The organism is Novosphingobium colocasiae (genome assembly GCF_014652555.1).
Taxonomy (GTDB): domain Bacteria; phylum Pseudomonadota; class Alphaproteobacteria; order Sphingomonadales; family Sphingomonadaceae; genus Novosphingobium; species Novosphingobium colocasiae.
In genome coordinates this window covers 20,435-33,557 of record NZ_BMZA01000002.1, presented here as the reverse complement: position 1 = coordinate 33,557, position 13,123 = coordinate 20,435, and the positions used below count along the sequence as shown (strand labels likewise).

Annotated in this window: 15 protein-coding genes and 1 tRNA gene; 6 read left to right on the top strand and 10 right to left on the bottom strand. The window is 66.7% G+C overall.

The features are described 5' to 3' along the window. Positions 1-54 precede the first annotated feature (54 nt). The 5 genes from dapF to IE122_RS03925 all read left to right on the top strand — a co-directional run bounded on the left by dapF (position 55) and on the right by IE122_RS03925 (position 4,374). Entirely contained in the window at positions 55-876 is an 822-nt protein-coding gene (gene dapF, locus IE122_RS03945) for a diaminopimelate epimerase (RefSeq protein WP_189619816.1), read from the top strand. Then, positions 873-2,051 carry a MiaB/RimO family radical SAM methylthiotransferase gene (locus IE122_RS03940; RefSeq protein WP_189619815.1) on the top strand — a complete coding sequence of 393 codons (1,179 nt, stop codon included), beginning with the start codon at positions 873-875 and terminating at the stop codon, positions 2,049-2,051. Before dapF ends, IE122_RS03940 begins: the two co-directional genes overlap by 4 nt. Next, complete coding sequence (gene ftsY / locus IE122_RS03935) at positions 2,048-3,025, top strand: signal recognition particle-docking protein FtsY (RefSeq protein WP_229813736.1); 978 nt, start codon at positions 2,048-2,050, stop codon at positions 3,023-3,025. Before IE122_RS03940 ends, ftsY begins: the two co-directional genes overlap by 4 nt. After that, on the top strand, positions 3,025-3,678 hold the full coding sequence (locus tag IE122_RS03930; RefSeq protein ID WP_189619814.1) for an inner membrane-spanning protein YciB: 654 nt from the start codon (positions 3,025-3,027) through the stop codon (positions 3,676-3,678). Before ftsY ends, IE122_RS03930 begins: the two co-directional genes overlap by 1 nt. Before the next feature lie 123 nt (positions 3,679-3,801). Beyond that, positions 3,802-4,374, top strand: a complete 573-nt coding sequence (locus IE122_RS03925; protein WP_189619813.1) for a urate hydroxylase PuuD — start codon at positions 3,802-3,804, stop codon at positions 4,372-4,374. A 74-nt stretch (positions 4,375-4,448) separates the two neighbouring features. On the opposite strand, the gene IE122_RS03920 is transcribed toward IE122_RS03925, so the two are convergent. The 9 genes from IE122_RS03920 to IE122_RS03880 all read right to left on the bottom strand — a co-directional run bounded on the left by IE122_RS03920 (position 4,449) and on the right by IE122_RS03880 (position 11,696). Further along, a complete protein-coding gene (locus IE122_RS03920; protein ID WP_229813735.1) occupies positions 4,449-6,419 on the bottom strand; it encodes a potassium transporter Kup in 1,971 nt (656 codons plus the stop codon). A gap of 134 nt (positions 6,420-6,553) precedes the next feature. After that, a complete protein-coding gene (locus IE122_RS03915; RefSeq protein WP_189619812.1) occupies positions 6,554-7,186 on the bottom strand; it encodes a tetratricopeptide repeat protein in 633 nt (210 codons plus the stop codon). Next, complete coding sequence (locus tag IE122_RS03910) at positions 7,183-7,617, bottom strand: cytochrome c-type biogenesis protein (protein WP_189619811.1); 435 nt, start codon at positions 7,615-7,617, stop codon at positions 7,183-7,185. Before IE122_RS03910 ends, IE122_RS03915 begins: the two co-directional genes overlap by 4 nt. Then, complete coding sequence (locus IE122_RS03905; RefSeq protein WP_189619810.1) at positions 7,614-8,171, bottom strand: DsbE family thiol:disulfide interchange protein; 558 nt, start codon at positions 8,169-8,171, stop codon at positions 7,614-7,616. Before IE122_RS03905 ends, IE122_RS03910 begins: the two co-directional genes overlap by 4 nt. Continuing rightward, the gene (locus IE122_RS03900) at positions 8,168-10,138 is read right to left on the bottom strand and encodes a heme lyase CcmF/NrfE family subunit (RefSeq protein WP_189619809.1); all 1,971 of its coding nucleotides are present in this window, start codon (positions 10,136-10,138) and stop codon (positions 8,168-8,170) included. The genes IE122_RS03905 and IE122_RS03900 overlap by 4 nt, the downstream gene beginning before the upstream one ends. Beyond that, positions 10,135-10,605 (bottom strand): cytochrome c maturation protein CcmE, encoded by a 471-nt coding sequence (gene ccmE / locus IE122_RS03895; RefSeq protein WP_189619808.1) that lies wholly within the window; start codon positions 10,603-10,605, stop codon positions 10,135-10,137. Before ccmE ends, IE122_RS03900 begins: the two co-directional genes overlap by 4 nt. Next, positions 10,605-10,745, bottom strand: a complete 141-nt coding sequence (locus IE122_RS03890) for a hypothetical protein (RefSeq protein ID WP_189619807.1) — start codon at positions 10,743-10,745, stop codon at positions 10,605-10,607. The genes ccmE and IE122_RS03890 overlap by 1 nt, the downstream gene beginning before the upstream one ends. A 5-nt stretch (positions 10,746-10,750) precedes the next feature. After that, positions 10,751-11,482, bottom strand: a complete 732-nt coding sequence (ccmC, locus tag IE122_RS03885) for a heme ABC transporter permease CcmC (RefSeq protein WP_189619806.1) — start codon at positions 11,480-11,482, stop codon at positions 10,751-10,753. Positions 11,483-11,619: 137 nt separating this feature from the next. Beyond that, positions 11,620-11,696: transfer RNA gene (locus IE122_RS03880), tRNA-His, on the bottom strand. A 198-nt stretch (positions 11,697-11,894) separates the two neighbouring features. Here IE122_RS03880 and IE122_RS03875 point away from each other — a divergent pair. Continuing rightward, the gene (locus tag IE122_RS03875) at positions 11,895-12,539 is read left to right on the top strand and encodes a prolyl hydroxylase family protein (RefSeq protein ID WP_373299107.1); all 645 of its coding nucleotides are present in this window, start codon (positions 11,895-11,897) and stop codon (positions 12,537-12,539) included. Here IE122_RS03875 and IE122_RS03870 read toward each other — a convergent pair. Beyond that, the gene (locus IE122_RS03870; protein WP_189619805.1) at positions 12,536-13,093 is read right to left on the bottom strand and encodes a superoxide dismutase family protein; all 558 of its coding nucleotides are present in this window, start codon (positions 13,091-13,093) and stop codon (positions 12,536-12,538) included. The two genes, IE122_RS03875 and IE122_RS03870, sit on opposite strands and share 4 nt — an antisense overlap. Between the last annotated feature and the right edge of the window lie 30 nt (positions 13,094-13,123).

Below are 13,123 nucleotides of genomic sequence, written 5' to 3'. Positions count from 1 at the left end.
CGCGCCCTTCAGCCTCTGGACCTCGCCCGTCGCAGCGCATAGAGCGCAGCGGTCATGCGGATCGATTTCACCAAAATGCACGGACTGGGCAACGACTTTGTCGTGCTCGACGGGCGCGCCACCGCGCTGCCCGCCATCGATGCAACCAGCGCCGCCGCGCTGGCGGACCGCCACACCGGCATCGGCTGTGACCAGTTGGTGGTGCTCGAACCCTCCACCTTCGCGGACTTGCGCATGCGGATATTCAACGCCGATGGCAGCGAAGTGGAAGCCTGCGGCAACGCCACCCGCGCGGTCGGCCTGCTGATCGGCACCGCCGCTTCGATCGAGACACTGGCCGGCATCATCCACGCCTCTCCCGCCGAAAGCGGCATTACCGTGGAAATGGGCAAGCCCCGGTTCGATTGGGACGTGATCCCGCTCGCCTTCGCCATGGATACCCAGGCGATGCCGGTGGCCTGGGAGGAGCTCGCCAACCCCATCGCCGTCAACGTCGGCAATCCGCATGCGATTTTCTTCGTCGATGATCCATATGCGATCGACATGGCGCGGCTGGGGCCGCTGATCGAGAACGACGCGATCTTCCCCGCCCGGATCAACGTCAACGTCGCCGCCGTAACCGCGCGCGATGCGATCACGCTGCGGGTATGGGAACGCGGCGCGGGGTTGACGCTCGCTTGCGGCACCGGGGCCTGCGCCACCGCCATCGGCGCGATGAAGCGCGGGCTGGTCGATCGCCGCGTCACTGTCACCCTGCCCGGCGGCCCGCTGGAGATATGCTGGCGCGAGGATGGTGAAATCCTGATGACCGGCCCGGCCACCCAATCGTTCCGGGGCAGTTTCGACGCCGCTGCCTATGGCATGATCTCCGCTTGACGGTGGAAGTCCACACCCTCGGCTGCCGCCTCAACCTGTCCGAGAGCGAGGAACTGCGCGGCCTGCTGGATGGGGCGGAGGAACTGGTCGTCGTCAATTCCTGCGCGGTCACCGCCGAGGCGCTGCGCCAGACCCGCCAGACCATCCGCCGCGCCCGGCGCGCCCGGCCCGATGCCCGGCTGATCGTCACCGGCTGCGCCGCCGAGGTGGAGCGCACCATGCTGGCGGCGATGCCCGAGGTGGACGGCCTTGTCGCTAACGCGGTCAAGCTCGATCCGCGTGCCTGGAACGTCCCTGCTCCGGCTGTACGGCCACTGCGGCGCGGATATACCCGGGGCTTTGTGCAGGTGCAGAACGGCTGCGATCACGCCTGCACCTTTTGCGTGATCCCGCAGGGGCGCGGCCCCGGCCGCTCGCGCACGGTGGAACAGGCGCTGGCCGATGTGCGCCTGCATCTGGACGCCGGGGTGAACGAGATCGTGCTGACCGGGGTCGATCTGACCTCGTGGGGCAGCGATCTGCCTGGCGCGCCGCGCCTGGGAGCCCTGTGCGAGGCGATCCTTGCCGCGTTCCCCGCGCTGCCGCGTCTGCGGCTGTCATCCGTGGACGGGGCGGAGATCGATGCGGCGCTGTTCGACCTGATCGCGGCAGAGCCTCGGCTGATGCCGCACCTCCATCTCTCGCTCCAGCACGGAAACGACCTTATCCTCAAGCGGATGAAGCGCCGCCATACCCGCGCGCAGGCGCTGGCGCTGGTGGAAGGATTGCGCGCGCGACGGCCCGATCTGGCGATCGGCGCGGACCTGATCGCCGGCTTCCCCACCGAGGATGAGGCCGCGCACGCCGATAACCTGTCGATCATCACCGCGCTGGGCGTGGTCCACGGCCATGTCTTTCCGTTCTCGCCCCGCCCCGGCACCCCGGCGGCGCGGATGCCGCAAGTCCCGGCGGCGACGGTACGCGCCCGCGCCGGCCAGTTGCGCGAAGCGATCGCGCAGGTGCGCAATGGATGGCTTGAAGCCGAAACCGGCAAGCCGCTAAAGGTCCTTGCCGAAAAGGGCGGCACCGGCCACGCGGAAAATTTCGCGCCCGTGCGGCTGCCCCCCGGCACGCAACCCGGGACCTTGCTGCGGATTACGCCCGCAAGGGTCTGTGAAGGAATACTGGAAGCATGAGCACTGACGGCCTGCCGGCCGCTCCGACCGTTCCCGAAACCGGCCCCTCCGAAACCGAAGGCGACTGGTCCGACCGGCTGTTCGGCGGCTTTCGCCGCACCTCCGAGCGGCTGACCGGCAATCTCTCCGGCATCGTCGGCGGTGGCCGGCTCGACAGCGCGCAGCTCGATGCGCTGGAAGATGCACTCATCATGTCCGACCTTGGCCCCCGCGCCGCCGCCCGCATCCGCGACCGGCTGGCCGAGGAGCGCTTCGAGCGCGGTGCGGATGAGCGCGCGATCATGGAGGTGGTCGCTCGCGAGATCGCCGAAATTCTTCGCCCGGTGGCCAAGCCGCTTGATGTCGTCGCCTTCCCGCGCCCCCAAGTGGTCCTGGTGATCGGCGTCAACGGTTCCGGCAAGACCACCACCATCGCCAAGCTGGCGCACCTGTTCCAGGAACAGGACTATTCGGTGATGCTGGCCGCCGGCGATACCTTCCGCGCCGCCGCCATCGGCCAGCTCGCCGTCTGGGCCGATCGTCTGTCGATCCCGATCGTGCGCGGTCCCGAAGGCGGAGACCCGGCCTCGGTCGTGTTCGACGCGGTCAAGGCGGCGACCGATCAGGGCATCGATGCGCTGATCGTCGACACCGCCGGGCGCCTGCAGAACAAGCGCGAGCTGATGGACGAACTGGCCAAGATCCACCGCGTGCTGGGCCGGCTCAACCCCGAAGCGCCGCACGACGTGGTGCTGGTGCTGGACGCCACCAACGGCCAGAACGCGCTGTCGCAGATAGAGATTTTCAAGGAAGTGGCCGGGGTGTCCGGCCTCATCATGACCAAGCTGGACGGCACCGCCCGCGGCGGCGTGCTGGTGGCGGCGGCAGAGCAGTATGGCCTGCCGATCCACGCGATCGGCGTGGGCGAGAAGATCGACGATCTGCGCCCGTTCAACCCGGACCTGCTGGCCCGCGTGATCGCGGGGATCGCCTGATGGCCGAGCAGCCCCCCGAAAAGCCCGCCGCCAAGAGCAGTTGGGTGAACCTGCTGGTCGATTTCGGCCCGCTGGCGGTGTTCTTCGTGGTCTACAAGCACTTCGCCCCCGCCGATGCCCAGAACGGGCTGGGCGTGGTTGTCGCGGTGACCAAGAGCACGGCGGCGTTCATGATCGCCACCGTGCTCGCGTTGATCCTGTCGAAGTGGAAGCTGGGCAGGATTTCGCCGATGCTGTGGCTGTCCACCACGCTGATCCTGGGTTTCGGCACGCTGACCGTGTTCTTCCACGATCCGTTCTGGATTCAGATCAAGCCCACCGCCGTCTATCTCGTCTTCGCGGCGTTGCTGCTGGGCGGGTTGCTGCGCGGCAAGGCCATGCTGCAGATACTACTCCAATCGGCCTTCGAAGGGCTGACGCAGGAAGGCTGGCTGAAGCTTTCGCGCAACTGGGGCCTGTTCTTCCTGTTCCTGGCCGGGCTGAACGAGGTGCTGCGCCAGGTGCTGACCTTCGGCGGCTGGCTGCAGGCCAAGCTGTGGCTATTCACCGGCCTGTCGTTCCTGTTCACCTTCTCGCAGATCCCCATGGTCCTCAAGCACGGCATGGGCGAGGATGAGACCGAGGAATTCGTCGACACCCCGCCGCACGACTGACCGCCTCCCCTCTTTTTGCGCGATTTGATGTGACAACCCGTGGCAGAAACGCGATAGTGCGTTTCTCGCCGGCCGGACTGCATGCAACAGGGCCTGCGCGCAAAAATCTGACGGGGGATGCAAATGGCAAAATTCTTTGGAAATCTGAATCTTGTGGTCGGCGTGGGCTTTGCCCTGGCGATCGCGGTGATGCTGGCCTTCGCGCCGACCTTGCCGGTCGATGTCAATTCGGTGTTCCGCTGGCTGCACGTGTTCTTCGGCATCCTGTGGATCGGGCTGCTCTATTACCTGAACTTCGTGCAGGTGCCGACGATGCCGGCGATCCCTGCCGAACAGAAAGGCGCGATCACCGGACACATCGCCCCCAAGGTGTTCTTCTACTTCCGCTATGCGGCGCTGCTGACCGTGCTGACCGGGCTCACGATCGCCTGGGTCAACGGCTATCTGGTGCAGGCGTTGACCTTCGCGGGCACCGGCTCGATCGCGCTGATCGGCGTCGGCATGTGGCTGGCGCTGGTGATGGCGTTCAACGTGTGGTTCATCATCTGGCCCGCCCAGAAGAAGATCCTCGGCATCGTCGAAGCCACTGCAGAGGAAAAGGCCGCCGCCGCGCCGCGCGCCCTGTTCGCCAGCCGCACCAACACGCTGCTATCGATCGCGATGCTCTATTGCATGGTCAGCGCCAACCTGGGCTGATCGCCGCAGACAGGAAAAGGGCGGGCCCGCCGGCAACGGCGGCCCGCCTTTTTCGTGAGCGCTTTCCCGGCCGATCAGATTTCGAGCTGGCTGCCCAGTTCCACCACCCGGTTGGTCGGCAGGCGGAAGAACTCCATCGCGCTGGCGGCGTTGCGCATCATCCAGGCGAACAGCTTTTCGCGCCACAGGGCCATGCCGGGCTTTTCCGAAGGCACCAGGGTCTGGCGCGAGAGGAAGAAGCTGGTCTTCATCATCTCGAACGGCGCGCCGCACAGGTTGGTGCTGCACAGCGCCAGCGGGATGTCGGTCTCTTCCATGAAGCCATAGCGCAGGGTCATGCGATAGAAGCCCTGCCCCAGATCGACCACGGACGAACGCTCGCCCGGCTCGACATAGGGCACGTCCTGCACATCGGCGGTCAGCACCACCACCCGTTCGTGCAGCACCTTGTTGTGCTTGATGTTGTGGAGCAGCGCCGAAGGCACGCCAGCGTTGCTGGAGGCCATGAACACCGCCGTACCGGGCACGCGCGCCGCGCTGCCGTGCGCGCTCTTGGCGAAGACGTTGAGCGGCAGCGCCGATTCGGTCATCCGCTGGCGCATCAGGCGGCGGCCCTTGTTCCACGTCGTCAGCAAGGTGAAGGCGATCCCGCCGATCAGTAGCGGGAACCAGCCGCCATCGGCAACCTTGGTGGCGTTAGCGGCGAAGTAGGCCCCGTCGACGATGAAGAAGGTGACGATGATCGGGATCGCCAGCCACAGTTTCCAGCGCCACATCACCACCAGCAGCACGGTCATCAGGCAGGTATCGATCAGCATCGCCCCGGTCACCGCGATGCCATAGGCCGATGCCAGGTTGGACGAGTTCTGGAACACCAGCACCAGCACGATCACCCCGGTCATCAGCGCCCAGTTGACGAAGGGGATGTAGATCTGGCCCACCTCATGCTCGCTGGTGTGGCGGGTGGAGATGCGGGGGATGAAGCCCAGTTGCATGGCCTGGTGAGTGATCGAGAACGCCCCCGAAATCACCGCCTGGCTGGCGATGAAGGTGGCGCAGGTCGCCAGGATCACCAGCGGAAGGCGCAGGCTGTCCGGGGCAAGGTTGAAGAACGGGCTCTCCATCGCCTGCGCGGCGGCGGCATCGTCCAGCCCCAGGATCATCGCCGCCTGGCCGAAATAGTTGATCAGCAGGCACGGCATGACGAACGAGAACCAGGAAACCCGCATCGGCCCCCGGCCGAAATGCCCCATATCGGAATAGAGCGCCTCCGCCCCCGTCACCGCCAGCACGACCGAGCCGAGCGCCAGGAAACCGAGGATCTTGTCGGTCAGGAAGAACTGCACCGCATACCACGGGTTCAGCGCCACCAGCACCTGCGGCATCTGCACCAGATGATAGATGCCCAGCACCGCCAGCACGACGAAATAGAGGACCATGACCGGCGCGAAGATCGCCCCGACCTTGGCGGTACCGCGCTGTTGCAGGACGAACAGGCCGACCAGCAGCAACAGCGCGATCGGCAGGACCAGCGGTTGCAGCCGCGATTCGACGACGGTCAGGCCTTCGACGGCGGACAACACCGACACCGCCGGGGTAATCATCGAATCGCCGTAGAACAGCGATGTCGCGAACACGCCCAGCAGCACCACAAGGCCGCCATAGCGCGACTTGCTGATATGGCCCGAGATCAATGCGACGAGGGCAAGGCTTCCGCCCTGCCCCTTGTTGTCCGCGCGCATCAGGATGCCGACGTACTGCACCGCCACCACCAGCGTCATCGACCAGAAGATCAGGCTGACGACGCCGAGAACGTGCAATTCGTCGATCGCCAGCGGGTGCGGGCCGACAAAGGTTTCGCGAAAGGCGTAGATCGGGCTGGTGCCGATATCGCCGAAGACGACGCCGATCGCGCCGAAAGCCAGTTTGGTGAGGTTGCCGGTGCGGTGATGCCCGGCCGACGCATGGACCACCGGAACAGCGCCGCCCGCCGCTCCCTGGCCTGAATCCGGTCCCTCTGCCGTTGCCGGCGGTGCCTCACTCATTCCTGCGCCCCTGCTGGACTCGGGCATGGCCAAATGGCTGTGCCGCAAGGCCTCGGCCGTTAGCAGCACCGTCAGTGCCAAGCAATGTCACTTAGCGCGCCGTTCGCCGATGGATCACCGGCGGAAAAACGCCATCATTGCGCGGCCCCGGCCAGCAAACGGTCCAGTTGGGCAATTCGTTCCGTCACCAGCCCGCGCCATGGGGCATCATCGGGTGCGTTTTTCAGCATCCCGGCCAGGAGATCGCGTGCCTGCCGGTAATCGCCGGTCTGCGCCAGCGTCATACCGAGGAAGAACGGCGCGGCCGAATTCTTGGGGTCTGCCGCCATCGCCTGCCGATAAGCATAAAGCGCGGCCGGGGTCGGCTGGCCCTGCGCATGGGCGATCAGGGCGTTGCCCATCGCCACCCAGGCTTCGGCATTTTTCGGATCGGTGCGCAGGGCGATGCGCAGCGTCTCGGCGGCATCGCTGAACTGCCCGTTGCGCGCGAGCCCGTCCGCCACCACGATCCAGCGATCGGTGGGCGGGATCGAACTGTCGCGCAAGGCCAGCCGGGCACCGACCACGGCGGTACCGTCCATGCCGTCAGCCTCGCGCCCGGCTTTCGGGGCGGAAGGCTCGTCAGGGTGCCCTTGCAGGGCATATCCGGCGATACCCAGCAGCAGTGCCGCCGCCACCGCCTCACGGCCACCGGCGGGCAGCTTGAAGGCCACCAGCATGACCCCGAAAGCGGCCAGTGCGAGCAGGATGACGAACAGCCAGATCATGCGTCATCTCCGGCCATATCCGCCGTGCCCCGGCGGAAGCGCTTGCGCAGCAGCAGGAACGCCAGCAGCATCAGCGCCGCCGGCACCGCGAACAGCGGCCAGGTGAGCGAGGTGACGCGCGGCGCATAGCTGACGTAATCGCCATAGCGCCGGATCAGCCAGCCCCGGATCGCTTCCGGGCTCTCTCCGGCGGCGATCCGCTCCCGCACCAGGCTGCGCATGGATCCGGCGATCGGCGCATCGGAATCGGCGATCGACTGGCCCTGACACTGCAGGCAGCGCAGCGTTTCCATCAGCCCTTGCGCCTTGGCCTCGGCCGCCGGATCATCAAGCTGACGGTAAGCGTAAGGCGCGGTGCTTTCTTCCTGCTGCGCCAGCGCCGGCGCGGCCAGCAGCGAGGCTGCGGCAAGGCAGGTGAGCAGCCGGTTCACTGCTGCGCCTCGCGGACTTTGGCCAGGATCATGTCGAGCTGTTCGGGCCGGATTTCGCCGATATGCTGGTAGCGAATGATGCCCTCGCCATCGACGACGAAGGTTTCGGGCACGCCCGAGGAACCCAGCGCGAGCTGCACCTTGCCGTCATCATCGGCCCCGATGCGTTGATACGGGTCGCCGTTGCGATCGAGAAACTGGTTCAGCGCCTCGGTGGTATCACGCACGGAGATGCCTTCGATCGGCACCCCGGCCCGGGCCAGCGCCTGCAACTGCGGCGCTTCGACGCCGCAGGGGACGCACCAGCTTGCGAAGATGTTGACGAGGTGAACCTTGCCGTTGCCGAGCACCCGGCTGTCGAGGCCCGGACGGCCGGGAAGCGCGGGCGGGAGATCGAACTGCGGCACCGGCTGGCCGACCAGCTTGCTGTCCACGGTGTTGTCGGCCGGATGGCGCAGCATGAATGCGGCCAGCGCAGCGAAGCCCACGAACAGCGCCAGCGGCAGCCAGATCGCCCAACGGCCCACTTGCGGGCTGTCCTGCGGCGGGGTCATCGGCCCTGCCTTTCGCGGCGATAGGCGATCTTGTCGCGCAGGATGATGCGGCGCAGATCGGCGGCAACCCGCCCCAACAGCGCCAGCACGCCGCCCAGCGCGATCAGCACGCCGCCCAGCCAGATAAGCGGCACGAACGGCTTCCACCACAGCCGCAACTGCCACCGGCCATCGCCCGGCCCGCCCGCAATGGCACCCGGCGCTTCCCCGCCGAGCACGGCATAAAGCTGACCGTTCCACCGGGTCAGCAGCGCCGATTCGGCAGTCTGCTGCGGCGGGGCCCAGAAATTGCGCGACTGGGGCCGCAGGATGACCGGGTCAGCCTTGCCCCTGCTGACCTGAAGCACTCCTTCCAGCGCGGTCCAGTTAGGCCCGGCGACCGGCTCGATATCGGCCAGCGTGACCGACCACGGCCCGACATGCGTCGTCTCGCCCTTGTGCACCGCCACCAGCTTTTCGACGGAGAAAGCACTTTCGCTCCCCATCCCGATCAAAGCGACGCCCACGCCAAGATGGGCCAGCACCATGCCCCAGATCGGCAGCGGCGTGCGGCGCAGATCACGATCGCGCAGCGGCAGGACGCTGGCAGGGATGAGCGCCACGCCCAGCGACAGGCCGAGCAACGGCAGCAGCGGCACCCCGCCGATCAGCACCAGCGCGCCGATGCCGACAACCGCGACCATAGCCGGCAACGCCAGTGCCTTGCCGTTGCGCTCCAGCGTATCGCGCCGCCAGCGCAGCACGGGGCCCACCGCCATCACCACCAGCATCGGCACCGCGAACAGCGCGCCCATCGGGTTGAAATAGGGCGGCCCGACCGAGACCTTGGCCCCCATCGCTTCGGCGAACAGCGGATAGAGCGTGCCGAACAGGACGATGCCCAGGATCGCGGTCAGCATCACGTTGTTGACCACCAGCGCACCCTCGCGGCTGACAACGGCAAAGCGCTGGCCTTCGGTTACCGTGGCAGCGCGCAGGGCGAACAGGGTCAATGCGCCGCCGATGTTGATCGCCAGCAGCGCCAGGATGAAACTGCCGCGCTGCGGATCGACGGCAAAGGCATGCACGCTGGTGAGAATGCCCGAGCGGACGAGGAACGTCCCGATCATCGACATCGAGAATGCCACCACGCCCAGCATCACCGTCCAGGCGCGCAAGGCATCACGGGCGGCCAGGACACCGGCCGAATGGAGCAGCGCGGTGGCCGCCAGCCACGGCATCAGGCTGGCATTTTCCACCGGGTCCCAGAACCACCAGCCGCCCCAGCCCAGCTCGTAATAGGCCCAGTACGATCCGGCAGTGATCCCCAGCGTCAGGAATATCCAGGCCCCCAGTACCCAAGGGCGCATGGCGCGGGCGAATTCGGGCCCGACCTGCCGCGTAACCAGCGCGCCGATCGCGAACGAAAAGGCGATCGAAAGGCCGACATAGCCAAGGTAAAGCGTGGGCGGGTGGAAGGCGAGGCCAAGGTCCTGCAACAGCGGGTTGAGCCCATTGCCTTCGACCGGCACCGGGTTCAGCCGCTCGAACGGGTTCGACGCCATCAGCAGGAAGGCATAGAACCCCAGGCTGACGAAAGCCTGCCCGGCCAGAGTCGCCAGCATGGTCGGCTCGGGCAGCCGCCGCTCGACCAGAGCGACGAAGCCGCCGGCAAGGCCCATCACCGTCACCCACAGCAGCATCGAGCCTTCGTGATTGCCCCAGGCTCCGGCGATCTTGAAGATCAGCGGCTTGAGCGAGTGCGAGTTGAGCGCGACCAGCTTCACCGAAAGGTCAGTCTGGGCAAAGACCCAGATCAGGCATAAGAACGCCAGCAGCGCCAGCAGCCCCTGCACGAAAGCCACCGGCCGCACGATCGCGCCGAGCGAAGCGCCCCGCGTCGTCAGCGCCAGTGCCCCAGCAACAAGTTGCAGCCCGGCAAGCGCGGCGGCGAGCCAGAGCGCGGCAAGGCCGAGTTCAGCCATCATCGGGTTTCGGCCACCACCTTGCGGGCATCGTCCTTGGTCATGTCCTGCATCTGGCGCGGCACGTAATTCTCGTCATGCTTGGCGAGCAGGTTGTCGGCCACGAACGTGCCGTCAGCGCCCAGCTTGCCCTCGGCGACCACACCCGAACCTTCGACGAACAGCGACGGGACAATCCCGGCGAACTTCACCGGAACCGTGGCCTTGCCGTCCTGCACCACGAAATGGACGGTGACGCCGTCCGCCTCGGTCCGGATCGAGCCGCGTTCCACCATGCCGCCCAGCCGCACCGCGCGGTCCGGATCGGGCCGGTTGGCCATGATGTCGCTCGGGACGTAGAAGTAGCTGGCCTGATTGCGCAGGCCCCAGATCGCAAGGATTGCCGCGCCGATCAGCACCACCATCGCCACCGCCAGCAGGATAAGCCGCTGGTGCTTGGCCTTGAGCCCGGTTCCGCCTGCTGCAGCCATCAGCGCGCCCTCGTCTCGTCGCGGCGGCGTTCCGCGCGTTTCATGGTGATGAGCGACCATGCGATCATCACCGCCGTCGCGCCGACACCGATGGCGTAGGACGCGATCACAAATGTCCAGGCGTCCATCGCCTCGCGCATGGCGGTCAGAACTCCACTTCGGCCATGGCCTTGCGGCGCAGCCGTGCCTCGGCCTGCTGGCTGGCCAGCAAGGCACGCATCCGCGCCAGCACGACACCGGCAAAGATCAGGGTAAAACCCAGCGTTGCCGCCAGCAGCGGCCACAGGAACGCGCCGTCGATCGCCGATTTGCCCATGGTGATGCTGGGGGGCTGGTGCTGGACTTTCCACCAGATCACGGAATAATGGATGATCGGGATATTGACCGCGCCAACCAGCCCGAAAATGGCCGGAGCGCGCGCCGCGCCGCCTTCCACGCCTTCGCTGGCGCGGGCCAGCGCCAGCCAGCCAAAATAGAGAAACAGCAGCACCAGCATGCTGGTCAGCCGTCCGTCCCATACCCACCAGGTGCCCCAGGCGGGACGGCCCCACAGCGAACCGGTAACGAGGCAGATCGCCGTGAACAGCGCGCCCGGCACCGCGCAGGCCCGCGCGGCGATGGCAGCCAGCGGATGACGCCAGACCACTTCGGTGAACGAAGCGGCGGCAATGCCCATCCACCCCGCCATGCCCAGCCAAGCGGCGGGGACGTGGAGGAACAGGATGCGCACCGTTTCACCCTGCAACCGTTCGGGCGGGACCACGAACAGCCCCCAGCCCAGCGCGACGGCGGTGAGCACGATTCCCACGCCCATGCACAGCGGCATCAGCCAGCGGGCGATGCGCAGGAAACGGGCGGGGTTGGCAAAGCCGTGCATGACAGGCGCGCTTCTAGTATCCTGTGCGGTGGACGCAAGTGACCGCGATCAACAACGCCTGCTTACCAACGCCTTTCAGCGTCAGGCAGGGAGACCTTGGTAGGACATTAGGCCTTGGCGGCGGCAAAGGGGAAGAATGGGGCGATCGATGGGGTTCGAACCCACGACCTCCGGTACCACAAACCGGCGCTCTAACCAACTGAGCTACGATCGCCATATTCTGCCATTCCCGCGGTCGTCAGACCTCGCGGAAACGCCGCACGGAGCCGCTTCACGAAGCGACCGGCGTGGGAGCGGGCCTTTGCACGAGGCACGTCGGGTTGCCAAGGAAAAAACGCCGGGCACCCAAAAAAGCGGACGGTGCTGCAACCGGGACATTCTCATGCGGCAGGCGGCGCGATAAAAGGCCGGCATGAATCCCGATGCGACTTTCGATGGCGAATCGTTCCCCGCCTTCCTGATGGCGCACGCCGATATGCAGCGCGTGCCCGATGGCCGGGTCGAGATGTTCGTCCAGCGCGGGTTTCTCGATCCGGAGATGTGTGCCGGGCTGATCGACCTGATCGAGCGCCAGCATCGCCCCTCTACCGTGGCCGACAGCAACGGCGATTCCGCCTTCCGCACCAGTTCGACCTGCGATCTGAGCTTCGATGAGCCGCTGGTCGCCGCGCTGACCGCGAGGTTTACGCAGATTTCGGGCATCGACCCGCAATATGGCGAACCCTTGCAGGGGCAGCGCTACGAAGTGGGGCAGGAGTTCAAGGCCCACACCGACTATTTCGAGCCGGGCAACCCGGACTTCCAGAAATACTGCGCCATCGCCGGGCAGCGCACCTGGACCTTCATGGTCTATCTCAACGACGTGGCCGCCGGCGGGGCGACGCGGTTCAAGGCGATCGACAAGATCATCCAGCCCGAAACCGGCAAGCTCGTCGCCTGGAACAATCGCCGCCCTGATGGTCGGCCCAATCCGGCGACCCTCCATCACGCGATGAAGGTTCGCCGGGGGCGCAAGTACGTCATCACCCGCTGGTACCGCGAGCGGCCCTGGGGTTAGCTCGCGGGCTTGATGACCGCGCAGGCGATGCGGGCACCGGCGGCTCCGGCCGGCTGGCTGGTATAATCATCCGCCACGGCATGGATCACCAGCGCCGAGCCATCGGCATCAAGCAGCGAATGCGGCCCTGCCCGCAGCGTGACGCCGGAATTGAACACCTGGCTGACGAGCTTGCCGTCCGAGCCGACATGCTGGTTCGGCATGTCACCGCCATGCGGCCCGCCCATCGCCATCAGCCCGTGCGCCATGCCGCCCGCCGCGAAATGGGCCCCGGCCGAGGCGAACTTGGTAGCGGCATCGCACAGCCCGGTTTCGTGGAAGTGAAAGCCGTGATCGCCGGCGGGCAGACCGGCGAGATCCGTGCTGATCAGCACCCCGGTCGGCGCGTCGGTCAGGGTCACCGTGCCGAGCGTCGCGCCGTCGAGGCCGATCACGCTGGCCTTGACGGTAAGCGGCGCGGCGGCGGGCGGCGGTGCGGGCGGGGCATCGGCATGAGCGACACAGCCGGCGAGCAGCATGCTCCCGGCGGCGGCAAGGCGGATAAGGCTGGTCATGAAATCCTCCGGTTGCGGACCCGCCGCGAT

Coding starts and splice junctions, on each gene's coding strand:
- dapF (WP_189619816.1), top strand. CDS start 55: ATGCGGATCGATTTCACCAAAATGCACGGACTGGGCAACGACTTTGTC.
- IE122_RS03875 (WP_373299107.1), top strand. CDS start 11,895: ATGAATCCCGATGCGACTTTCGATGGCGAATCGTTCCCCGCCTTCCTG.
- IE122_RS03915 (WP_189619812.1), bottom strand. CDS start 7,186: ATGATCTGGCTGTTCGTCATCCTGCTCGCACTGGCCGCTTTCGGGGTC.
- IE122_RS03920 (WP_229813735.1), bottom strand. CDS start 6,419: ATGAGTGAGGCACCGCCGGCAACGGCAGAGGGACCGGATTCAGGCCAG.
- ccmE (WP_189619808.1), bottom strand. CDS start 10,605: ATGGCTGCAGCAGGCGGAACCGGGCTCAAGGCCAAGCACCAGCGGCTT.
- IE122_RS03870 (WP_189619805.1), bottom strand. CDS start 13,093: ATGACCAGCCTTATCCGCCTTGCCGCCGCCGGGAGCATGCTGCTCGCC.
- ccmC (WP_189619806.1), bottom strand. CDS start 11,482: ATGCACGGCTTTGCCAACCCCGCCCGTTTCCTGCGCATCGCCCGCTGG.
- IE122_RS03900 (WP_189619809.1), bottom strand. CDS start 10,138: ATGATGGCTGAACTCGGCCTTGCCGCGCTCTGGCTCGCCGCCGCGCTT.
- IE122_RS03890 (WP_189619807.1), bottom strand. CDS start 10,745: ATGCGCGAGGCGATGGACGCCTGGACATTTGTGATCGCGTCCTACGCC.
- IE122_RS03930 (WP_189619814.1), top strand. CDS start 3,025: ATGGCCGAGCAGCCCCCCGAAAAGCCCGCCGCCAAGAGCAGTTGGGTG.
- IE122_RS03905 (WP_189619810.1), bottom strand. CDS start 8,171: ATGACCCCGCCGCAGGACAGCCCGCAAGTGGGCCGTTGGGCGATCTGG.
- IE122_RS03925 (WP_189619813.1), top strand. CDS start 3,802: ATGGCAAAATTCTTTGGAAATCTGAATCTTGTGGTCGGCGTGGGCTTT.
- ftsY (WP_229813736.1), top strand. CDS start 2,048: ATGAGCACTGACGGCCTGCCGGCCGCTCCGACCGTTCCCGAAACCGGC.